At 41.7% G+C, this 22,612-nt stretch carries 18 protein-coding genes and 1 tRNA gene; all 19 read right to left on the bottom strand.

What is annotated here, in order from left to right; all coding sequences use genetic code 11:
- Positions 1-34 precede the first annotated feature (34 nt).
- Positions 35-481 carry a pilin gene (locus IP485_RS05270; protein ID WP_198326324.1) on the bottom strand — a complete coding sequence of 149 codons (447 nt, stop codon included), beginning with the start codon at positions 479-481 and terminating at the stop codon, positions 35-37.
- A gap of 116 nt (positions 482-597) precedes the next feature.
- Positions 598-1,875 carry an O-antigen ligase family protein gene (locus IP485_RS05265; protein WP_198326323.1) on the bottom strand — a complete coding sequence of 426 codons (1,278 nt, stop codon included), beginning with the start codon at positions 1,873-1,875 and terminating at the stop codon, positions 598-600.
- The gene (locus IP485_RS05260) at positions 1,875-2,309 is read right to left on the bottom strand and encodes a pilin (protein ID WP_198326322.1); all 435 of its coding nucleotides are present in this window, start codon (positions 2,307-2,309) and stop codon (positions 1,875-1,877) included. The genes IP485_RS05265 and IP485_RS05260 overlap by 1 nt, the downstream gene beginning before the upstream one ends.
- A 619-nt stretch (positions 2,310-2,928) precedes the next feature.
- Positions 2,929-3,417, bottom strand: a complete 489-nt coding sequence (locus IP485_RS05255; protein WP_198326321.1) for a type IV pilin protein — start codon at positions 3,415-3,417, stop codon at positions 2,929-2,931.
- The gene (locus IP485_RS13845; RefSeq protein ID WP_198326320.1) at positions 3,411-3,905 is read right to left on the bottom strand and encodes a type IV pilin protein; all 495 of its coding nucleotides are present in this window, start codon (positions 3,903-3,905) and stop codon (positions 3,411-3,413) included. Before IP485_RS13845 ends, IP485_RS05255 begins: the two co-directional genes overlap by 7 nt.
- A gap of 1 nt (position 3,906) precedes the next feature.
- Positions 3,907-7,932, bottom strand: a complete 4,026-nt coding sequence (locus tag IP485_RS05245) for a hypothetical protein (RefSeq protein WP_198326319.1) — start codon at positions 7,930-7,932, stop codon at positions 3,907-3,909.
- A 76-nt stretch (positions 7,933-8,008) separates the two neighbouring features.
- Positions 8,009-8,812: a PilX N-terminal domain-containing pilus assembly protein gene (locus IP485_RS05240; protein ID WP_198326318.1), complete on the bottom strand. Its 804-nt coding sequence runs from the start codon at positions 8,810-8,812 to the stop codon at positions 8,009-8,011.
- Positions 8,812-9,960 (bottom strand): PilW family protein, encoded by a 1,149-nt coding sequence (locus IP485_RS05235; protein WP_198326317.1) that lies wholly within the window; start codon positions 9,958-9,960, stop codon positions 8,812-8,814. Before IP485_RS05235 ends, IP485_RS05240 begins: the two co-directional genes overlap by 1 nt.
- A 1-nt stretch (position 9,961) precedes the next feature.
- Positions 9,962-10,567 carry a type IV pilus modification protein PilV gene (pilV, locus tag IP485_RS05230; protein ID WP_198326316.1) on the bottom strand — a complete coding sequence of 202 codons (606 nt, stop codon included), beginning with the start codon at positions 10,565-10,567 and terminating at the stop codon, positions 9,962-9,964.
- Complete coding sequence (locus tag IP485_RS05225) at positions 10,567-11,082, bottom strand: prepilin-type N-terminal cleavage/methylation domain-containing protein (RefSeq protein WP_198326315.1); 516 nt, start codon at positions 11,080-11,082, stop codon at positions 10,567-10,569. The genes pilV and IP485_RS05225 overlap by 1 nt, the downstream gene beginning before the upstream one ends.
- Positions 11,083-11,423: 341 nt before the next feature.
- The gene (locus IP485_RS05220; protein ID WP_198326314.1) at positions 11,424-12,257 is read right to left on the bottom strand and encodes a ComF family protein; all 834 of its coding nucleotides are present in this window, start codon (positions 12,255-12,257) and stop codon (positions 11,424-11,426) included.
- Between the two features lie 34 nt (positions 12,258-12,291).
- Positions 12,292-13,782 (bottom strand): phospholipase A, encoded by a 1,491-nt coding sequence (locus tag IP485_RS05215; RefSeq protein WP_198326313.1) that lies wholly within the window; start codon positions 13,780-13,782, stop codon positions 12,292-12,294.
- Between the two features lie 372 nt (positions 13,783-14,154).
- Positions 14,155-16,320, bottom strand: a complete 2,166-nt coding sequence (dsbD, locus tag IP485_RS05210) for a protein-disulfide reductase DsbD (RefSeq protein WP_198326312.1) — start codon at positions 16,318-16,320, stop codon at positions 14,155-14,157.
- A 47-nt stretch (positions 16,321-16,367) separates the two neighbouring features.
- Entirely contained in the window at positions 16,368-16,934 is a 567-nt protein-coding gene (locus tag IP485_RS05205; RefSeq protein ID WP_198326311.1) for a protein-disulfide reductase DsbD N-terminal domain-containing protein, read from the bottom strand.
- A gap of 326 nt (positions 16,935-17,260) precedes the next feature.
- On the bottom strand, positions 17,261-17,698 hold the full coding sequence (gene gspG / locus IP485_RS05200) for a type II secretion system major pseudopilin GspG (RefSeq protein ID WP_198326470.1): 438 nt from the start codon (positions 17,696-17,698) through the stop codon (positions 17,261-17,263).
- Between the two features lie 505 nt (positions 17,699-18,203).
- The gene (gene gspF / locus IP485_RS05195; RefSeq protein ID WP_194363573.1) at positions 18,204-19,406 is read right to left on the bottom strand and encodes a type II secretion system inner membrane protein GspF; all 1,203 of its coding nucleotides are present in this window, start codon (positions 19,404-19,406) and stop codon (positions 18,204-18,206) included.
- Positions 19,407-19,556: 150 nt separating this feature from the next.
- The gene (locus IP485_RS05190) at positions 19,557-20,618 is read right to left on the bottom strand and encodes a hypothetical protein (protein WP_198326310.1); all 1,062 of its coding nucleotides are present in this window, start codon (positions 20,616-20,618) and stop codon (positions 19,557-19,559) included.
- A gap of 276 nt (positions 20,619-20,894) precedes the next feature.
- Entirely contained in the window at positions 20,895-21,830 is a 936-nt protein-coding gene (locus IP485_RS05185; protein WP_198326309.1) for an AraC family transcriptional regulator, read from the bottom strand.
- 687 nt (positions 21,831-22,517) lie between these two features.
- Positions 22,518-22,593 (bottom strand) — tRNA-His (locus IP485_RS05180).
- Positions 22,594-22,612: the final 19 nt, after the last annotated feature.

Genomic DNA, 22,612 nt, shown 5'->3' with positions numbered 1-22,612 from the left:
ATCTCGCTACTAAGTGGTTTTTTATTGTCCCATTTTACTGGCAATCTTGAGGCAAATAAGACTTTGATATGTCATCAGAGGCCCTACAATGCCAAGTACCATCTGTCTTTAAATCCAGACTCAAAGTTTGATCAGTTAAATAGTTTAGATTTTGAATTTGGCAAACTACGGCATCAGTAGTGACAGCATTTACGTCTGGTGGAATAACGGTAAACTGACAATTTTCAGTCTGCGCAGGCATATTTAGACCGTTTGGACTAAACCCTGTCACCCCCGCTCCCTCATTGACCAATATTTGATAAGGTATACGAAAATGATTGATTTCTTGGTAAATTGTCATCATTTGAGTTTTTCTAATATAGGCATGATAACTAGCGGTTGCAATAGAGGCCAAAATTCCAACTATAGTAATAACTATCATCATCTCGACTAAAGTAAAGCCTGATTGAGAGCTGCGTGAGTGATCTGATATTAGAAGCATAAGCATATAGCCTAAAGTTGATACCTGATTAATGCAGACACTGTGCCAAGTATATTCAAATAAAAATCATCCTTAGATATGAGTAATAAGTAAAAACGCCAAATACTTTCATATCATTAGAGTAATCGGTATCCATATGCCCAAAATCTTGGAGGTGTTAATGGCATATCAGAGCTAAAAGAAGAAGCCTGAAAACTTACATAGATAAGCCAAATTGCTAATACCATAAATACTATATAGGATATTGTACGTTGCAACTGGGAAGTTGTCGTTGTTCTATTAACGAAATACTGAGCGTGAGAAAACTCAGGATTTTTTAATAAAAAAGTAAATAGCCATAGTAATGCTATTTGTGTGACGGGATAGATATGTATTCCTGAGAGCGATAAATCGATACCTACCGCTAAAAAAGCTGCAATAACAAAGTGATTTTTTTTAAGGTTCCAACTCAAATTTTTAGCTATTGTGAAGACAATAAGGGTTAAAAAGCTAAAGCCTACCAACCCCAATTCAGTCAATACTTGAATAAAAATATTATGGGGATGAGCTGATAGATTCGGAGAACTGTCTAATTGATAAAATCCACAGCCTACAATGGGATGCTGTGACCAACATTGCAAAGCATCTATCCACAAGTCTATACGCCCATTAGAAGATTCTCTTGCTATACGTAAGCTACTAGACCCAAGGCTCGCTGTATAAGTAATAGCGATATAAGCTAACCAAGACATTGCGTATGTAAAAATAAGGGGTGGTCTGCTACTCTTATTAAATATGATAACAAATCCGACAAAAGCATTATAAGCTAATGTAGCAGAACGCCCACCATCTAAAAGAATGGCAAAAAAAGCTAGAAATAGAAGTACTAAATAACTGCTCTTGTACTTACTTTCAGTTAAATATAGCCAAGTAGCTAAAATAGATACTATCAAGAAATAACTATCATATGCTCTAATGTTAAAAGGTAAAGGATACCAAATAGCTTTATAGACACCTGTTTGGACGTATTCGAATAAGGATAGGGGAAAAAGTAGAAACAATAGAAAAGTTGATAAAACAATAACTTTAGTGATGGAGTTATTATAATTTAATACTTGAAAACTCTTATAAAGCAAATAATAAAGCAGTAATTCAGTGATACTAAAAAAAGGCTGTTGCCAAAAAAAGCTACCTAATGATAGGAATGATAAAAACAGTAACTCTACTCTTGTAACAGCTAATTGCTTAGCAAAAAAGGCATAGAAGCCAAAAGCTAATAGAGCTATAGTTTCATAGACTCTAAATTCGTTATAGGTACTATAACTGAGACCTGTGGTAAATCCCAAAAAGAAAAGCAAAAAATAAAGAGCTATCAATAGCTCTTTATTTTTTAAACCGTTATAAAACTCGAACATTAACTAGTAGCACAGTTATTAGCGAAGTCTTCTGCTACTGATGTACTGCAAGACCAGCCATCACCAGGCGTATAAGTATAAGTAACGGTTTCACCTTGCAGATTTTTGTTTACGTTATCACCAAATTCGTATACCGCACTTGCTGAATCATCGTCTGAAGCAAAAGCAGGATAGGTAACACTACCATATTTACCAGTATCCGCTATTCCTAGAGGATTATCAGTACCATCACCCAATGCATACGCTGTGCCTTGATCCACTCTTTCCTGAATAACAGGCTTTACACCAGAAAGTAAAGTCTGCGACTCAGAAAATTGCGAACGAGCAATATAGTTTTGATAAGCAGGTAGAGCGATCGCAGCTAGGATACCGATGATCGCAACAACGATCATTAATTCGATTAAGGTAAAACCTTTTTGGGTAGTAGCGTTCATAGTACGTCCTTTAGAGTAAGGTGATAACAAATCGATTGATACGCTATGCAGTATCACTATCTGCCATCTATTATAAATATAGGGTTTGTTAGTTTGAGTAGTTAATTGACTTACTCATCTAACCTTCTTAGTATTATTGTTGCAGGTACCGTGCCAACTTTTCAGTTCATCTTAATTTCTTACTACAAAAATATTGCTACTGATAATAGCGTCCATTTAAGACTATAAGCTATATATCGCTTGTGATTACTTGGTATATAGCACTTAAAGATCCGATAAATAAGGTATTGAACAGCATTCAATATGAACTCAAAAATAAATAGAACGGCTATAAATTGACATAGTTAAGCTGCTGACAATTTTTGTCTACTTATTATTGTTACTGAAGACCTACTAAAAATCGTCAGTTTGAGTGATGATTAGGCATATAAGGTAACCAGCATGACATTTTTTGTCAGGTGACTGGCTATTTCTTATGTTGAGATCAATAAAAAAGAGCTACTCTAAATTAATATAGAATAGCTCAACTATATTGCTTGATTGATTAAAAACAGATTTGGTATTTAACACACAATATTAGGTGTGTTACAACACAACTTGTTTATGAGTAACAACTGGCTTAATCGTTCCATTCATCACCTTTACCACAATATGTGTCTCTACACTTCCTACCTAGACTGTTTAGAGTCAGACTACCGTCATTTGCCATTCGTTGACCTGTTAAAGGAGCCGCTGTAATAGTCCAATCTTTGTCACTTAGAGTCACCGTGTCGTTCGGTGTGACTGTAATTGTATATAGAGCATTACCAGAGATAGGAAAAGTAATACTACCATCAGTCTCAGGGGTATCTAACAATATAGAGGATAATGGTATTCTGTCATAACGCTTATAATTGACTTTATTGGCTTCGATACGACTGGCTATTTGCTGCATCTCACTCATCATATCTGCACGATTGGTTCGCTCTACATAGCCTTGATAACTAGGGTATGCAATCGCTGATAAAATACCAATGATGGCCACGACAATCATCAGCTCTATCAATGTAAAGCCAGTTTGGGCAATAGGCTTTTTTGACACATCCTGTGATAATGTAATACTTACCATGGGGTCGCTCCAGTACAGTCAGCATCCGTAATATCAAAGACCTCACTACTTGAGCAACGCAGCCCTTGGCTTGAAAGTAAAAAGCTATCTGCACCTACTAGATCAACGGGCGTGGCTATCATAATCCAGTTGTTAGCGCGGCCGCTGCCTTCATGTAGCGTGCTAAAAGTTGTTGATCCTGTAAGGTGTCCTAGCTTAATCACATAATTTGGGTCAGTAGTGGGAAAATTAATTTCACCTGTCGTGTCCTTAATGGTATCAGGCTCAAACCCTTTGTAAGTCAATGCTTTGGCTCGCCATTGTTCAAGCTCGTTGGTCAATGCTAACATCTTGCGCTGCGCATCGGCTTCTGCATTACGAATGATATATGCACGGTAGCTCGGTATCGCGATAGCAGCCAAGATGCCTATAATAGCCACGACAATCATCAACTCTATAATAGTAAAGCCTGATTGCTGTCTAGTGTCATTGTTCAATTGTTTAGACATATCAATGCTCAATCCAACTCAATGGGTTGATACGTTTGTCAGTATTAAAACCGTCTAGAGGACTACAAGTAGGACCCGTACAGGTAGGCGGTTCAGGATCACAGTCACCACTTGGACAGATGACTTTAGGCTCACAAGAATCCCCTTCACACCGGTTAACTAAACCGCTAAAAATACTAGTATCATTAAACTGAGTGACAATATTGTCAACAATCCCTGAGCCCGCATTAAACGTAGAGCGACTGGTCAGCACATCATTACCTGTACCATCTAGACAAGCACCATAAGGTAAGCAAGTACGTTCGCGTTGAGTCTCACCTTTCACACCAGCACTACAAGCTTGAATGACTTGCCCTTTGTCAGGGTTATATGAAGAGGACACTAATACCCCAGCGAGAGCATCGGGTTCATTAAACATTTTTATTTTGTAAGGACCAGTAGTTTGTGTCGTCTCATTTAGCCAAGTATTAAATGGCATGTACCATCCTTGGACCGCATTGTTCTGCATATTTGTCTTGATGCCATTTGAACCAATATCTGTGGCTGAGAACGTCAGTTTTTGTAGTTTGTTATTTTCATTTGCTGCAACTCCAACCTTGTTTACAGGTGTACGCATGCTAATCGTCGTTGCTGTACCAGTTCCATAATAGAATAAATCGCTACGGGCAACATCCTTATCGATAACATTGTATAGAGCATCGGGCATATTTCTGGTTGCGGTTACTGGATTACTGCGATCTCCTGTCCCTACTGTAACCATAGCTTGTACGCCACTAGCACTGCCTGATACGTTTGCTGCATCCTTGTAAGCATACTTGCCGTTATAGAAAGTAATCAGTGGACGCTCATAAATACGTGGCGGAGCATCACCAGTATCAACTTGATCACTGACGTCTAATATTTTTACTACCCGATCTACTTTGAAATTATCGGTATCTGCATTGTTATTGATATCTGCTCGCCATACTTGACCACCCAAATCAGCATAATAAATATGATCTATAAGACCATCGTAGTTTCGATCTAAAGTTCTCACTTGTGTTACTACACTATGCTTCATTTCTGCAGCTTTAGAATACTGTAATGAGCTAGAGCGAGAAGTACTACTATCACCTGTACCTTCACTATTTGCCCACCAAAGAAGCTTACCATTATCCTGAGATACATTGACTTCTTCTTCATTATTAGCCTTAGTTTGCACTTCACCTACTTGTACCATGTAAACGCTATTACCCTGGGCAGCAGTTTTGGCACTACATTGGACATTATCTGAGTAGACAGTATTTAATTTAAACGTTGGATTCTCGTAGCAGGCATCGTAGCCACCGGGTAAAAAGCTAACCATCACACGCTTGCCGCCACTTTTGACATAGCCTAGCGCCGGCTTGCCCCATGACTGACCCATTTTTGCAAAAGCTTGTTGTTCTGCTGCGTTGATGATCGCCACGTTATCTTTGATACCACTTAAACTTAGCGTACTATCTTGCAGTTTATTGGCATAGTTAGAGCCAACACTATAGATTATTTTAGGGCTTTCGACTTCCGAGACATCTAAGGCATAATACATAGAGCCGCCCATACGCAGTCCACCTAATGCAAAGCTTTGATCAGATTCGTAAGTATTGACAGTGGTTGCGGCAGCACCGGTACCTGTAGGAGTAGACTTAGTAGTATAAGAGGCATAAGTTAACCAAGGGGCATCGACACCGTATGGGTAACTACCATCTTCTGCAGAACCATTACCAGTGAGTGCTTTGGGTTGCAAATCAAGGATTTGTTTCGGTACGAAAGTAAAGGTTTCTTTACCCGTACTATCATCGAGCATATGTAGCGCGCCGTCCATAGAGCCGTAAATAATATAGTCTTGACGCTCACTGGTGTCGAACTTGCCAGTAGCATCAACTGCTACTTTTTTGGTAATGAGCTGCGGTATGGAGTGCAAGACACCGCCGATATTTTTTAATGCCTTATTTTGAGTAGAGGTGAGCGCTGTGCTATCTTTAATCTTTGCGTCTTCCGGTTCGCTATAACCCATAAAATTAAGCAGGGTTACTTTCTGTTTATCACTGTATGTTGTCGCTAAATCGTTGAAGTTTACTGGTTTATTAGCAGCGACGTTGAGATTGACCAAACTACTGCCGCTATCAACAAATAAGTTTCTGTTGCCTATACCTGTAGTCGCATTTTCAAATACTTTTTGATAAGCACCACCAATTTGCGGTGCACCGCCGTCAGGTCTCGCGGTATCAAGACGACTGGTATCAATAATAGTATTCCATAAATCATGAGTGTTTTTTGCAAACAGCCCACTGCTATCAGAAAAGACAAACTTGTCATCAGCGCCAAGTAACGTAGAATTACTGACTTTATATTTCTTTAGGTTACCTTTCCATAATAATGGTGATTTAGGAATCGGCTCAAGAATAGGTAGGTAGGCGAATTGACGTGATTCGAGCCCCCCTAGGCTGTCTAACGGGACAGACATTGTCCCTGCTGATATTGGATCAATCTCAGCAGTGCTAACATCTTCAATAAACTGTCTAACACTGTCTGCAATATCTTTTGGCTCTTCGGTATAATAGAAGCCACCATTACCATAGCCTTCGCCTTTTTCGCCAAGTTTACATAGATTCTTGGCATCTTGACCAATACCATCAGCATCACATTGGTAAACGTCTACATTCTCAACGACACCGCTAGGACGAGTAATAGTTCTAGTGATTTTTCCTTTATCTGTGAGCTTTTTAAATACACTACCAAAGCCAACCGTTGCTGTCGCAATAAGAGTACTTTTAGGATTGCCTTTGTTATATAAATATTTAGAGTACTCACCGATACATTCCCATCTAGAAGCTGTCCCGAATGTAGTGCCAGTACTGGTCAAACCAACATCACATGTACTGCCCATACTTAACGAGCTACCTGCCAAGCTATTTTCCATTAGGTTAATAGTATCAGTAGTTGATGTATTAGGCTCGCCATCGGTTAGAAAGTAAACACCATAACCGTCACACTGATTGGCTTCACCCTTGATAGGAGAATCGTATTTTGATAACCCTGGCTTTACTTTAGTATCATCAGAAGATTGCGAAAAGCCACTTGCTGAATTGGCTGCCACGTCCGCCGAAACCTGTTTATAATAGTAAGTATTACCGTCTACTGTGGGTGCATAAGAAATGACATTACCTAATATGCTAGGATAGTAAGCACTCTGATCAGCGTTCGTTCCGCCGTCGTATGTAATGCATGAATAATATTTATAACCGTTTAATGTACTTATTACTGAGCTAGTCTTTGTGCATTTGTATACTTTATCTTTATTAACATTATGATACCTAGAATAACCTACTTCTTCATATAGCGTTTCGGTTTCTACTTTTTGTGTGTTCGTTCCTAGCATATAGGCACCTGCTTCAGCATAGGCATCAGCAGTAGGCGTATTAGTACTGGCACTCAGAGACTTAACTGTCGTAAGTAACTTTTTTCGATTTTCTAAAGTCAAATCTAACACTGGATTAATAATCTTACCGCCATTTTTTCCAGAGCTAATATAGAAGCTACCCAGTCCTATTCTATATTTACTTAAATCAACATCCCCACCAAAGGCGGTACTACTCTTCGGATTGGCAAACATTGGCATCAGAGCCATTTTGAGACGTGACATACGGTCGTAGTATTTTGTATCGCCTTTTTTTACATAAGTTACATCATACTCATAAGCCTGATTTGTTTTTGCACCATTATCATCGTAAAGATCCTGAGTTAACTTTCCCGAAGTGGTACTATCGCCAGATAAGACCGCTGAATAATCATTACGAATACTTCTTGTATCCATACTTCCTGAATTATCGAGCATCATCATGATAGAGGCATTACCGTAGGTTGCCCCTTGATATATCTCTAGATCCGTTGTATGACCAGCACTACTCGCCATACAGCCTAATATGACAGTCGATAATAATTTTAGAGACCAACCTGTAGTAATAGGATGGGCCTTATTAACCTTGATTCTGTTCGAAACTTTCATAATAACCGCCCATATATAATAATTACTGTTATAAATAAGATATCACTATTTTATATTGCTGTGAAAAGTTGTACTTTTAGTTGCCAGATACACAAGTAACGCCAACAGGCTGGTTGATATAGGTCTGTTGTTGCGTTTGATACGGAACACTTAGTGCAGTTAAGCAGCTGTCTACGGTATTAGTCCCTGTACGTGACTGTTTAAAACAGCCTGCGATAGAGCTAGTGCCACTGCTATTAGCATCTCCTAACGATGCATTGGACAACGCTGGTATAACTGATGTGACATAACCTATAAAAGTAGTACAGCCAATAGCTGCATTGACTCCTGTCGTGGCAGGCTCGACATCATTGGACGAGGTACCTGATCCTTCTTGTGACAAGATACCTGTACTTTCAGGTCGTACAAAGGTCATTTGAGTGATGACTCGACCCTCGCTGACATAATCATTGCTATCCTCAGGATTACAGTAGCCATTGTTTTTGGCTGTCAATAGCGCGTCGTTACGATTCACTTCACTGATTTCAAGAATACTAAATAGCTTTGTACTACGTGGTCTCACACAGAAACTGACCTTATGACCTTCGCGTTCACTACTAGACATATAGCCTTTTAAGGTATCATTCTTTTCTCGGCTATCAGCACTCAAGATACGATCTTCTTTTTCGACTTTTAATAGAGCAGCATCATTGGCTTGAAACAGAAGCTTATTTACTTGATCAGCAGTTGCCACTTTTAGATCGGTGGTGCTTTGTCTAACAGCAATGGCTCCTACGATCATAATTAAAATTAGTACCAACAGCACCACAATCAGTACCGCACCAGATTGGTTATATGAATTAGTCGACAATTTAGGATGACTTATAGTTTTAGGTTTCATCACAAACCTCCTCTAGCATTGCGTAGTAGCACTGTAGTTTCATAAACATTGCGTAAATATGTAGGCCCACTTATAGCAGCGCTATTGAGAGCTACATTGGCTTTATCAAGAACCGTAAATGTCAATTCACTATTCGCTTGCGCCGTTGCTGTTGGGTTATCTGAACGAGCTAAAATACCGATTTGCAAACTCACAATACGCCTAGCATTGAGAGCTGCAGTGAGGTTTGTAGCAGTAGGAATCGGTATATAAGCGATTACTAAGTTTTGAGGATCTGTGGCAAAATCTCTGCTTGAAGATATACCTAGCTTTGCTCTAAAGTAATCAACGTTAGGTATAATAATAGTACCTATACCAGCTAAATTATTCGCTTGTGTTGAAGCTGGTATGGCCGCCTTAACAGGGGCTGTGGTTACGGCAGGCACGGCAGGTATTTCATATTCCTTAATATCTATACCGGTTGGGAGTCCAGCAGTTGTTTCATTGTAATCATAAATAGCCGATGCACAAGCCAGTCCAGGCGCATTAGGCGAAACTGTAGTATCCATACGCACAAAGTACCGCTCGATCACGTAAAACCCTTCTGGTATCTCAGCACCTTCACAGTCGAAAGTACCAGCTCTATCCGATCTATACTGGATCGTTAGCTGATCGCTATTGGCGATACCATCTATATTACTTATGCTATTGCCAGATTCATTACTTGATAATAAAGCTGCTGGAACAGCATTACCATTCAATACCAATCCAGATAGATTACCCTGTAACCAACTGACTGGCGTACCCATACCACTTGGTGCAGTAAGTACCAACCCGCCCTGTGGCGTCAGATGGTTCATAAAGAACTCATCATAAGCACCGATTGATTTAGCGCCGTAGTTTGATCGCCTTAGGTGCTGCTGTATTTGAGAAAAACCAAAAATAGCATTTTCTTGAATCTGTGAGCTGGCTTCTTGTCTACGGCTATTGACTGAACTTGTGTAAAACACTTGCAGTGCGGCAGCAGAAACTAGCAAACCTAGCACCAAAGAGATCATCAGTTCCACTAAAGTAAAGCCTTTCATTCTGTCTACAGTCAAAGCCTGCATAGCAGGAGTGCTTTTATTTGACGTAGACAAGTGTAAAAAATTCTGATGCTGTGGATTCATATCATATCTCCATCATCATGCAAGTAGCTGCAGAATGATAATTACCACCTGCTTGTTCGACTACATCTTGGTCATCGACAACTCGTGCAGTCAAGCAGTCCATGCTACCATCTGTACCTGTATCGTCTTCACCAATAGTAGCTGTCGTGTTGCCCCATGCTGAAATCAGACAATAAGAGAACATAATGTTGCTTGCTACATCAGCACCATTACCACCAGTATTCGGGCAAGGATGCATCTGTATTTGGAAGTCATAATTCTGTAAATCTATTTTGATTTTGTAGCTTTCGGCTACTGCAAGCTCTGCTGCTGTACAAAATGTAGTTACTGCTACGCCATCTAGACCGCACTGACTAGTAGGGGCCGTAATAGAATCCATATTATTAATTTCAGACTCATAAGTCTCAACAGCAAAAGGATTTGAATGGATTTTTTCTGCTATGTTTCGCATCATTATTAATGATTGAGAACGCTCGAATGATTCGTTAGTCACTTTGATAGCCTGACCCTGTAAGGCACTATAGCCAAGCACTGCAACACTTAGTAAGAGTATAGCTACCATTACCTCAATCAACCCTACGCCTTCTTGCTTAGATTCAATGCTCATTAGCAGCTTCCGGAGTTTATAGTACTAATATTGGCAATTCTATTAATACTCACTTGTCTAGGAGTTTCATTACTTGAGTTAGTATCACAGATGGTATAGATAACACCATCGTTGTTAGCAATGATTTTATTTGGCTGGAACGTAACTGTAGTTACATTAACGGGAGAAGCACCCATAGTAGTGACCGCCACAGTGTTTTGACTATTTATATTGTAAGTAATCAACGTACTACCGCCATTTTGCAACGTAACTGTCCTAGGAGTACTAGTACTATTATAAATAACAGCAATATTTTGCCGCTTAATAATGCTTTCAGCTTTCGCTTCTTTTAAGGCGCTTTCTATCACTGACGCTGTCGACTTCACGCGCTGATTTGCAAGTTGTGTACTGATACTTGGTGCAGCAATACTCACAATAATAGCAAGCACGGCAATCGTCACCATCAGCTCAATTAAAGTAAAGCCTGAGCTTGTTGCATGGAGCTTAAGTGGTCGATTGTTTAAAGATGCGCTCACATCATATTCCTATTTATAACTGCCATTATGTATCTGATATCGTGATTGATTTAGAGCCAATAACAAACATGTTTTACTTTATAAGTATTACTTATTTTTATGCTGACTTACTAAATAACCTGCAATTTTTGTTCCATCATATTTAGTAATGATATTGTCCATAAATTGCTGATGATAAGCATATTGGCAATATCGTTAAAAATTATTGTCTTAACGAGACATCTCACCTCTCAAAGCATGTTAGCTCAACTTTACTGATAACAAATTAATATATATTATTTTATTAATATAGCGTTAAGGTGATGTATTAGCAATATATTGCGCTCTATAGATAGCTTTTATCATTGGCTACCATGTGCTAACGCATAGGCAGAGACACGATAGCCATTTTGATGCTTAGGATTCATTGTCTCTGTTATTTCAGTTGAAATGAGTGCACGTGCTAACGCCTGTAGACTGGCTCCCGTGGTGGAAACATCGTCGAATAACAGTAAGCGCTTTACGGGAGGTTTTGAGATAAGGGCAAAAGCACTGTCTAAATTACTCAAGCGTTCAGCGCGAGTCAGTCCCTGCTGGCTAATCGTATCATCGATACGTCTAACGCCGTGCCATAAGGGGATATGCCAATGCTTCGACAGTTGTGCTGATAATATACTGACAGGGTCAAATCCACGCTTAATCAGTCTCTGATCCGTGGTTGGCATCGCGATAATGACACTATTATTGTGGTAGCAGCCATGTGGACGTGGCAGTTGACGTATGGCGTGTAACAGTAGTGGCAGCTTAGTCATGTCTTCATGATGCTTAAAAGACCGAATTGCCTGACGCATTGGGTAGTCGTAGTAGGTTGCCGCTTGAATCGTCAACGAGGTGCCAGCGGCAATATCAACCTCAAAAGATTTTGGTAACCATATAATACTGTTGTGGCAGTCAGCACAGAGTAAGCCTTTGTTTAAGCGATGACTTATCCGATGACGAATATTGGCAAACGTACTGTTATTTAGTGAAGGCTCAAACGTAGCAGACGCATTGGTTGAGTGCTCGATATGAGAGGGTGAAGCGTGCTTTCGTAGCTCAGATTGTGGAATGCTACGATAGGTGCGGCATAGTTGGCAGCGTACATATAGGTACTCTGCCAACCATATTCCGGTTTGATAAGGGGCTAGACGAGGCATCAGCTGTCATAAGTCAGGGTAGATGCTACTGATATCAAAGCCCTTTCCAGTCGTTCAGTACGATACCGAAGCCAATAGAGGTATTTTCATGGTTATAATCGATGATAGATTCGCCATAACCTTGGAACAACTGTACCATGCCATTGACGTTTTCTGACAACGGGTAAATATAGTCAAGTTGTGCCGCGCCTTTGTTGGTGCTTGGGTTGTAGCGCAATGTCCCACTGAGGCTCTGCTGATCTGGCAAATCATATAAGAACTTGATATCACCATAGCCCATGTAATCTTCGATATCTGGGTTATCATCATCGCTATTACTGTCACTATTTACTCGAGCCCATAGACGCGGTATGACTGAGAGCTTGCCCCACTCTGCGCCTGCCATCAGATAAGCGCGGTTCCATGAACGTGATAATGGGTCGTCTTGTCCATTAGAGTGATGGACAGCACCCGCACCCAGCATACGTAAACGTCCGCCAAACGGTAAATCTGCCGTCACAGGCTGTGTCAAAAATATTTCGGGCTGATAGTCTGTGGCACGAAATGGTCGTGAGTTGTCTTCGTTATACACTTGCCAATGCGACTCTTGGGTATAACCAAACCACAAATCAGCACTGGTATCGAATAAATCTTCTGCAACTTTTGTCTTTAGAGATAGCTGGAATTTTAGCTCAGTTTCACGCATCTCGTTAGTGGTTAACGATTCAGTCTCTTGTGATGGTGTACCTGGACTCAAATTGGGATCAAAAGTATAAAACAATGGCAGCAAATAAGTAGGGCGATACGGTCTTACTGTCCATGTACCACGCTCACTGTTTTTGTCTAGGTCATAAGACAGACTGAGTGGCGAGAATTTTTCGATGTCTGTTTGAGTGACACCTACACTTTCTAAAATCTGTGCTTCATTCTTCGTTTCAGTATCTATTTCTACGTTGTCATTTGCCTTCAATTTACTAGCTGCTGTTTGCTGATTGGTCATTAAGATGGTATCGGCATCTTCAACTGTCGTACCACTCATTGACGTTTGAGCCTCAGCCAATATCACTTTTGGATTACCTGAGACCGTACTTTGAAATGTCTTTGCCAAATCAATTGGTTGTTTGGTTGAGGTATAGCTTGGTGTTTTACCTTGTTCAGCTACCTTATCAAAACAGGCCAAACGAGCACTACTGCTCTGTACTTGCGTACACTCCAAAAACAGCTTGGCTTGCTGTGCCACAAACGCTTTGTCATTCAGCTTTTCCATTGGCATGTCTACATTTGAGTCAGCTTTAAGACCGCCACTCTTTTGCGACGCGTTCAAACTTTCGTACTCAAATGCAGCCTCTGGTGCTGGTATCTCATTATAAGTTTGAGTCGTATCCGCAGCTTGTGCTTGTATTGCCGTGAAACTCAAGGCAATAGCAACTGCCATACTCAAACGAGTGTGCATACCTTGATAGGATATTTGCTGCGAGCCATCAGCTTTACGACTCATTGTATTGGTACGTTGTGGTTGACGTTGAGCAGTGATATGGGCAAACATAGATGTCCTTTATCTAACCGACGTCGCCGCCAGCAGAGTATATAAGATAATTGATATAGCCATTAGCGTTGCCGCTAAAAATTAGATGAAAAATCAATAACTGGCCAATACGAGAGACAATCATTACAGACTGTAATGCGTCTTCAATATTGTTACGTTATTGTAATGAAAATATGAACACTATACTAGCGTTATTGATAGATAAAATACGCATGAATCAGCATAAATCATACTAAACCAAATACTTAGCAAATATTCCAAAAAAAGAATAAACCGCACCAAAAAAGCCAGTGTACTGACATAACAGTACACTGGCTTTCTTATTAGTTAAGCAAAAAATCATGACTTAATAACTTTCTTAAGTCCTAATTGTCAATCATTCAGCGCATCCAATGTCTGCTCAAACTCTGCGCGACCGATCTCACCGACTTGTTGCTGTGTCAGTTGACCCTCTTGATAGTAGAGCAGCGCGGGCGGACCGAACAGCTTATAACGTGACAAAATAGCTTTTGAGTCTTCAGTTGTCTCCGTGATATCGAGCCTCACTAGCTGCCAATCTTGCATCTGCACTGGACGACTATGAAACAGGTTCTTGTCCATAATGCGGCACTCAATACACCACTCTGCGGTCAGATCGACAATGACATTCGGATTGGCTGCTACAATGGCATCTAACTCAGCCAGCGTAGTGATCGTCTTATCAGTGGTGCTATCACTATTCACTGGTTGACCCGAGGCTGACTGTACCATCATCGGTGCGGCACTCAATGATGCTAAAGGATGCAAGCTATCGTCATTGCCCAGTGCTGCGCCAATTATCAAGCAAGCCGCCCAAATACCAGCCATTAGACTGATCGCTTGGGTCAGCATACGCGCTTTGCCAAGCCAGCTCCATGCCCATGTAGCGACGACCATAAACCACAGCGCCCATACCATCAGCATGACTGGTGATATAAAGACACGCTCAATCAATAGCAATGCAACGGCAAATAATAGTAAAGCAAAGCCCTGCTTGACCCAGTTCATCCACTCCCCTGCTTTTGGCATGATTTTGCCTTGGGTCGCACCAATTAATATGAGCGGTGCGGACAAACCAAACCCTAACATAAATAACGCCACAAAGCCCAGTAACGGATTGCCAATAGTAGAGACGGCTAGCAATGCCCCGAATAATGGTGCGGATACACAAGGTGACACCACGAGTGCTGACAAAAACCCAGCCACTAAACTGCCGCCCGTACTACCCAGCTTGCTATCCCCTGCTTGGCTCAAACCTTGCATTTTGCGACTGATTGCTTGTGGCAAGCGAACCGTGAAAACGCCTAGCATGTATAGTGCTAGCAAGACGAAGACGATAGCGAATCCAATGAGAATAACGGGATTTTGTAGCCAGCCAATAATACCTAATGACTCACCAAATACAGCAATGATCGCGCCCAAAACACCATAAGCCGTCGCCACACCAATTGCATAACTGGTGGTCAAAATGACGCCTCGCTTGACCGTGGGGTTCTGTTCACGAGCTACGATATTGGCCACAATAGGTAGCATGGGCAATACACATGGGGTCAGTGCCAAGCCTAAACCTGCTAAAAACAATAATACCAAGGCAAGCCATGGATGAGAGGCTAAGCCAAAAGGATCACCATCGACCAACGCCTCTGACGTTGTCTCATTGCCATTAGCTGCGCCATTTACGCTGCTTTGTTCAGCAGATAGCGTGTCTATCGTCGTACTACCGTCTAGTGACTCATACTCCAAGCTATCGCCATCGATTAAATCATAATCAATGACATCTTCATTAACATCACCAGCGAGCGCCTGCTCTGACTCAGATGCCGCGTTGTCAATATTGGCTGTTGATAGTGCTGTCGCCGATTGAATTGCTGTGCTGTCAGCGATAGCAGTGTCTGCTCGAATCTCATTGTCTGATGACGCATCGGCATTGACAGTCGCATTCGTTGCCTGTCCTGACACAGTTTTGATATCAACTGTGGTTGTGATTTTTTCTGGTGGATAGCACAGCCCTGCTTTGGCACAGCCCTGCCAACCAATAACAATTGGCACATCTAGCATGCTTTTGCCATTGCTAGTTGTCAATGTGGTGGTAGCGACCATATTGGCTTGATCAAACACCAGTACCTTTCCAAAAGTAGGATCATCAATTGAATATGGTGTCTGGCTGTATGTGAAAGGGGCTGCCGTCACGCCAGCCGGTAGCGTCAGTTTAAGCTGCTTCTTATAAACGTAATGCTCAGGCGTGATATCAAAGTTAACCGCTAAGCGTGTACCAGACTTGACTGGCGTAATACTACTACTCACCTGAAAAGCTTGATCAACTGGCAAAAACTTCGATTTCGATGTGCTTTGATTACTGCCAAACAAATCGCCTAGCCCTGCAGCATGAGCGGTCGTTGAAGTCACTGATAGCCCTGCAAACAGCGAGCTACTCGCAATCGCTAGCGCGAAAACATAGGACTTATTTAAATAACTATTTGCCGTGAGCGATTGAGATCGTTGTGGCGGCTTGATTGACATAAATAACTACCTATTATTACCAATATTTGAATCGACCTGCATACTATTTATTTTCGTGTCGCTGCAATATCTACCTTGGTTTTTATTTTTTCGGGTGGATAGCACAGCCCTGCTGTTGCACAGCCTTGCCACTCGATAATCATTGGTGCATTTTTTGCGCCCTTGCCATTACTTGTGGTCAACGTCGTGGTTGCAACGACGCTCCTTTGTGTGAATACAGGCACTTGACCGAATGTTGGATCATCAATTGAGACAGGCGCTTGATTAAACGTAAAAGGCGTTGCACTCACGCCTTTGGGGAATTTCAAAGTCAGCTTGTTTTTATAGACATAATGGCCTGGCGTAATTTCAAAACTTATCGACAACCGTGTGCCTTTGGAAGTCGCTTTGGTATTACTGACCACCTGAAAGGCTTGATCGACTGGTAGAAATTTTGATTTGACTGAGGTGTTGCCAAACAAGTCATTTAGGCCTGCAGCCTGCGCGTTGATAGATATCATTGACAGCCCAGCCACCAACGAGGCACTAATAATAGCAAAGGCTTGTGCGCGTAAATTTTTAGAGGTGGGTTTTATGATAGCAATGGGCGATGTATTTGGCATTTTGATTGACATAAGTATTACCTTGAATGGCAGGTGTAGTAGCTGTGAATAAAAGAGCGACTATATCGGTATATAAGATGGTTATACGAACATGCAGGCGTGGCCTCTATCAAGCATGGCCGTTATCAAAACTAGTAGCTATCAAGTACGGTCATTATTAAAAACGGCCATTATCAAGCACAGTCGCTATAAAATCGTACTGTGAGACGAAGGTTTTCTACACTAATAAAAGTGTGTTCATAAAATATATTGATAAAAAACATCAACCAATAACGCCATATTGGTTGATGTTTTTACGAGTGCTGACTGCTTGAGTAGCTTAACTTTATAAGTGAGACTTATAGCTGAGCATAAAGGTCTGTGTCTTGACCTTCACCGCCTTGTTGTCCATCAGCACCTAACGAAAATAAATCATAAGGGCGACCTTCACTGCCAGGCGCAACATACTGCATCTCATTTTCCCAGCCATCAGTTGGATAGCCGCCTTTGATATAACCGCCTTCGGGATAGTTTTTTGCATCAGCAGGCGGTGTGGTCAACGCTTCTAAACCCTGAGCAGTGGTTGGATAACGTGAGTTATCAATTTTATACATATCTAGTGCATTTGATACGGTGGCAAGCGCAGTCTCAGTGGTTTTGACACGCGCTTTGTCGCTTTGTCCGACTACTTTTGGTACCACCAATCCAGCAAGAATGGCTAGGATCACAATAACGACCATAATCTCAATGAGAGTGAATCCTGCTTGACCAGATTTTCTTGCCACACTGCGCTGCATGGCTGAAGAAGCAACCTTAGGGTCATTTACAATATTTGAATGGGATTGGGTATTCTGAACAGCACTTTTTGGCGTCATATTTACTTGGAATTTGTCAGTCATAGTCATCGCTTTGGTCATCACAGTTATGTAAATAGTAAAAGTGGCGTTCTATCGTGGCTCTCATCAATGATATATCAATGAGCTCTGAAATTATTGTCACTATAAACCATGGTTTTATTTTTATCCAGCGCTGCGCCCAATTTGAGTTTGAGTTTGGGTTGGCTATTTTAGATAAAGTTAACTGTTAGCCGACACCAAGTGTATGACTATTAATCCGTGCTTACTATAGCGCGGCGCTTGTGTTTGCCATAGCAAAAATAGCGTTCGTTCAACAATATACAACAGTAAGCAAACCTTAAGAAAGTTAATCCATGGTTTAGCAAGCAAGATAGCTGATATGAATAGAATAAAGGAAAATTAGAGAGAGGTTTTGGAGACAGGAAGCTAGGGCATTGACTTTAATTTAACCTGCCAAATCATTCATATTGACGATTGGCAGCATCACCGCCATGACGATAATCATTACCACCACACCCATCAACACCAGCATCAACGGCTCAAGCAATGACAGTAAGGTACTGATAAAGTTGGTCGCCTCAGCCTCTTGCATATTGGCGGCACGGCTGAGCATGTTTTCAAGCTCGCCTGAGTTTTCTCCACTTTTTATCATCTGTACCATCATCGGTGGGAAGTAAGTAGATTTCTCTAACTGGCTAGACAGACTAGAGCCTTCTGTGACTCTATCGGCCGCAGTGATAATAGTTTTTTGAATATGCAGATTGGTCGTTACCGCAGCGCCAATATGTAACGCTTCAATCAGTGGCACTCCTGAGCGTACTAGTATCGCAAGCGTACTCGCAAAACGTGCCGCATTCAACCCTTTGGACAGTCTGGCCAATATAGGTAATCTCAGGACAGTACTGTCTATCGTCAACTTACCAGCTTGCGTTTGGGCAAAACGGTAGAATAAAAATGCGGTACTTGCCAATACCAATAGTATTAACCACCACCACTGGGTGATGATATTTGATAAAGCCAGAACGATTTGGGTAATCAGCGGTAGCGCTTGCTCAGATTGCTCAAATACTTTGACAATTTTGGGCACCACAAAGCTCATCAGTCCCATAATTACCCCAATGGCCATGACCATCAGCACAATCGGATAAACCATAGCGCCTTGGACTTTCTTTTGGAGGGCAAAGCGGTTTTCGGTGTAGTCTGCTAGCTGGTTAAGAATGAGGTCTAGGTGACCCGATTTTTCGCCTGCCGCAATCGTGGCGATATACAACGGCGGAAAGCTAGCAGCTTGTTGTAGGGCGCGTGCTAAGCTCAAACCCTCTAGGACATGCGAGCGTACCGCCAGCATCAGAGATTTTATATGGGTTTTTGGCGACTGTTTGGCGACGGCAGCCAACGTTTCTTCGAGCGGGATGCCTGCGGCGAGCAGTACAGATAGCTGACGTGTCAGCAGTGCAAGCTCATAGGCAGAGGGTTTTTTGTAGCGGTTTTTGCTTTGGCTCTGTCTGTCATTGACCGCACTGACCTCAACCGGCGTCCAGTGTTTGTCACGCAATTGCTGACGGACTTGCCGCGCAGAGTCGCCTTCTAGCAAACCTTTTTGGACACCACCATGGTCATCAAGCGCTTTAAAATGATAAGCGGGCATAGCAGCGGATATCCTAAGAAGGTCACAGACAAAAGGTTGTAGTATTTACTCAAAAGCTCAGGTTTTCAAAAGCGTAAACGCTTAAAACTTTCAATACTTTAAAAAGCACATTGCGTAAGGTGTGTCATCATTTATACAGAACTTGGCCTATTAAAAAAACGGTGTTGAGTCATTACTGTCAGGCATCAAGCCCTGCAACAATAATACATCTAAATGTTGCTGCTGGATTTTTTTATCAAAATCATTGACCTCAGCAATCAGCATTCTCTCGATACGTTTGTCACTGGCAAACATACTGAGACGCGCACAGATCACAGCCAACTGATAAATGCGTTTTTTGCAATAACCATCTAGCCCTTGTAGCAGTCTCACCATATGCGGCGTCTCAAGACTGGCATAGTCATAATCAGTGATTACTTGCTGACCCAGCGCTCTAACGCCATAGCTGATCGATAAGTGCGCACAAAAATAACAGCTGAACAAATACCCAATCACATGGCCAATATAATAGCCTCGATCATAGGTAAAGCTACTCACACCAAAGTGACCGAGTACATAACTATTGAGACTGCCTTGATCCTGAATTGGCTTACCATGCTTTAGTTTACCGACAGTGGCAAAGCATAATGGGTTTTGTCCGTCCTGAGTAGTCAGCTGCCAACCTGCGGGCTGCTGAGCGGGCATATGACGCACAATATCATCAATGATATCGTCGATGATGTGCAGCTGCTGCCAAAGTCTATCAAGCGCCTCGGTGTCCATAAGACCACGCTTATCAAGCTGCTGAGCCAGCAAATACTGCTGATACTCTACAAACTGTGACTTGAGCGTTTGCACAAGATACGTGGGACGCGTATTGGCAGATGCCATATATAGCAGTCGAGTGCGCTCATGCTGAGTACGATAAAGCGCCACACGCTGCGCGGCTATACTCTCTTCACTAGCAGGAGTTACTGTTACGGCGTTCGCATCAGCTCGTTCAGGAGAAGCGACTTCTGCGGCGCTGACTTCCTTAGTGTCTGATAATGTAAATAATGTCAGCAAGGCCGCTTTGTCAGGCATCTCTACTGCACCTTCTATCTGAGCAGCTTCGTTCCTGCTTTGACCATCTCTGATAGTTTGCTTATTAGGCTTGTTTTCTTTTTTAGCAGTTGCAGTAGTGCCTTGATGGCGATTGGCTTCTGTACTTGGCTTTGCGGTCGGTTCAGTCATAACACACCATCAGCAGCAAAAATAAACACCGTCTAGGTTTTTTATAGGACTGTCAATCAATGACAATCAATACGCCAAAAACGCGCGCTTATACCTTGACGATTCATCACCCCATAGTACCTGAACCCAATCGCATTGTCAGCTGTACCTGTTCAAAAGAGCTCGCGTCAATATCAGTGATACGACACTTATAAACCTTTGATACTTGAGAACTAAAAAAGCGTTAAGAACACATTGGCATCCTTAACGCTTTGAATAAAAAAAATATGAGCTACCCTAGGCAAGGACTTGCTTTTGATACTGCTGACGATAGGCTTTTGGTGAAACCCCATAAACCCGCTTGAATGCTTGGCTAAAAGTAGAATCTGAGGCATAACCTACCATCTGGCTGATACGGCAAATGCTATTTTGCTGCAAACGCAAATAGCGCGCCGCTAAGCGTAAGCGATAGTCAATCAGATAGGTCAATGGCGGCATACCAACCGTGTCTTTGAACCGCTGCGCAAAGCTCGAACGGGACATCCCTGCTACCTCCGCAAGCTGATGTATCGTCCAGTTTTTACCGGGCGCTCCATGCATTGCGGCAAGCGCCTTGGTCAAAAATGGATCTTTCATTGCCTTGAGCCAACTCTCTGTGGCTTCAGGTAAGCTCTCAATATACACGCGCAAGCATTCAATCATCATGATGCTCGCCCAATGATTGATGACCGCTGTTTTTCCCATACGCTCACGCTCAGCTTCGAGTGTCAGCAGTTTAATCTCTACATCGATGACCTCAAACCGACCATCATCTGCATCATTTATTTCGGGCAATATAGGTGGCAACACAGACAATAAAGGATGAATCATCTCTTTATCGTATTTGCACTCAATCAATATCAAAGAGGAATTGGGATCACCATCGCCATTGATATCGAGCGTACGCTCTTTGCAATTGAGCAATAAGTCATCAAGCGATTCGGCAACATCGCCATTATGATTCAGCGCATAGCTCACATGCTTATGCGCGTTCGGGATCATAATCATATCGCCAGTACGCGCCTCTCGTAGACCATTCCCGACATCAATACAAAAGCCACCAGACATCACTAGATAAAACAAAATCGTGTCTTTTCTAGTGATTGAATAAGACCAATTGCCAGCGCCATTTAAGCGATAGTACTTCGTCTCAAATAAATGCACGTTTTGTAGCAATACGCTCAGTGCGTCCATCCATTAGTTCCTCAATAATACAGGGTCGATACCAACCAATCTCACAAAAACATGCACAGTATTAAACATATCGCTTCAAACTTACCCAATAGACACAGTGATTCGTCCTGGCTGACTCTTACTGGAGCAGGTCATCATTTCAAAATTATCTGATAAATAACTTAAATACTGATGGCTGTCATTCAAATCGACAGTATCACGCACTATTTATCATGCAGGGTGGTATATCACTCTTTTTTCAATAGTATGCATGCATTAATTTTCTAAAGCATATTCTGACTTTAAACTTGCCAATCAAATGAGACCTATCAGGTTGTTTAGTATTACTCAAAAACCTTTGATTATAAGTATCTCACTTAGGTAACTATTATCTAAGTCAGGAATACGTCTTCTTATAATGCCGAATTTAAAACCTGTTGTCTATTTACTTATAAGAAATTCTAAACAATAGTATGCTTAATAATTTTATTGAAGTAATTCTAAAGGATTTAGGATAGAAGTAATGAGGCACACAGAGTCAATTGACCCTCAGATAATCAAGTTCTGTTAAAGTCATTTGATAAAGCGTCATAACACAGAAGAATACAAAACAAGCAGGCACAAAAAAACGCCAATGTTGGCGAATACAGTTACTTAAATAGTTTGGGTAGTACAGGATAATAAGGAGAGATACTGCAGAATAAAATATGGGGCGACTGATGGGACTCGAACCCACGACAACCGAGATCACAACCCGGGGCTCTACCAACTGAGCTACAACCGCCATAACTATTGCCAATGAA

It is taken from the genome of Psychrobacter sp. NG27, assembly GCF_016106655.1.
Taxonomy (GTDB): domain Bacteria; phylum Pseudomonadota; class Gammaproteobacteria; order Pseudomonadales; family Moraxellaceae; genus Psychrobacter.
The sequence above is the reverse complement of the archived record's forward strand: the minus strand, read 5'-3'. Positions and strand labels throughout refer to the sequence as shown.

Bases quoted from the DNA above. Each gene is read 5' to 3' on its own strand.
- IP485_RS05240 (WP_198326318.1), bottom strand. From the start codon at position 8,812: ATGAAACCTAAAACTATAAGTCATCCTAAATTGTCGACTAATTCATAT.
- IP485_RS05245 (WP_198326319.1), bottom strand. From the start codon at position 7,932: ATGAAAGTTTCGAACAGAATCAAGGTTAATAAGGCCCATCCTATTACT.
- IP485_RS05205 (WP_198326311.1), bottom strand. From the start codon at position 16,934: ATGTCAATCAAAATGCCAAATACATCGCCCATTGCTATCATAAAACCC.
- IP485_RS05185 (WP_198326309.1), bottom strand. From the start codon at position 21,830: ATGGACGCACTGAGCGTATTGCTACAAAACGTGCATTTATTTGAGACG.
- IP485_RS05215 (WP_198326313.1), bottom strand. From the start codon at position 13,782: ATGTTTGCCCATATCACTGCTCAACGTCAACCACAACGTACCAATACA.
- gspG (WP_198326470.1), bottom strand. From the start codon at position 17,698: ATGCAGCGCAGTGTGGCAAGAAAATCTGGTCAAGCAGGATTCACTCTC.
- dsbD (WP_198326312.1), bottom strand. From the start codon at position 16,320: ATGTCAATCAAGCCGCCACAACGATCTCAATCGCTCACGGCAAATAGT.
- gspF (WP_194363573.1), bottom strand. From the start codon at position 19,406: ATGCCCGCTTATCATTTTAAAGCGCTTGATGACCATGGTGGTGTCCAA.
- IP485_RS05235 (WP_198326317.1), bottom strand. From the start codon at position 9,960: ATGAATCCACAGCATCAGAATTTTTTACACTTGTCTACGTCAAATAAA.
- IP485_RS13845 (WP_198326320.1), bottom strand. From the start codon at position 3,905: ATGTCTAAACAATTGAACAATGACACTAGACAGCAATCAGGCTTTACT.
- IP485_RS05190 (WP_198326310.1), bottom strand. From the start codon at position 20,618: ATGACTGAACCGACCGCAAAGCCAAGTACAGAAGCCAATCGCCATCAA.
- pilV (WP_198326316.1), bottom strand. From the start codon at position 10,567: ATGAGCATTGAATCTAAGCAAGAAGGCGTAGGGTTGATTGAGGTAATG.
- IP485_RS05255 (WP_198326321.1), bottom strand. From the start codon at position 3,417: ATGGTAAGTATTACATTATCACAGGATGTGTCAAAAAAGCCTATTGCC.
- IP485_RS05220 (WP_198326314.1), bottom strand. From the start codon at position 12,257: ATGCCTCGTCTAGCCCCTTATCAAACCGGAATATGGTTGGCAGAGTAC.
- IP485_RS05270 (WP_198326324.1), bottom strand. From the start codon at position 481: ATGCTTCTAATATCAGATCACTCACGCAGCTCTCAATCAGGCTTTACT.
- IP485_RS05265 (WP_198326323.1), bottom strand. From the start codon at position 1,875: ATGTTCGAGTTTTATAACGGTTTAAAAAATAAAGAGCTATTGATAGCT.
- IP485_RS05260 (WP_198326322.1), bottom strand. From the start codon at position 2,309: ATGAACGCTACTACCCAAAAAGGTTTTACCTTAATCGAATTAATGATC.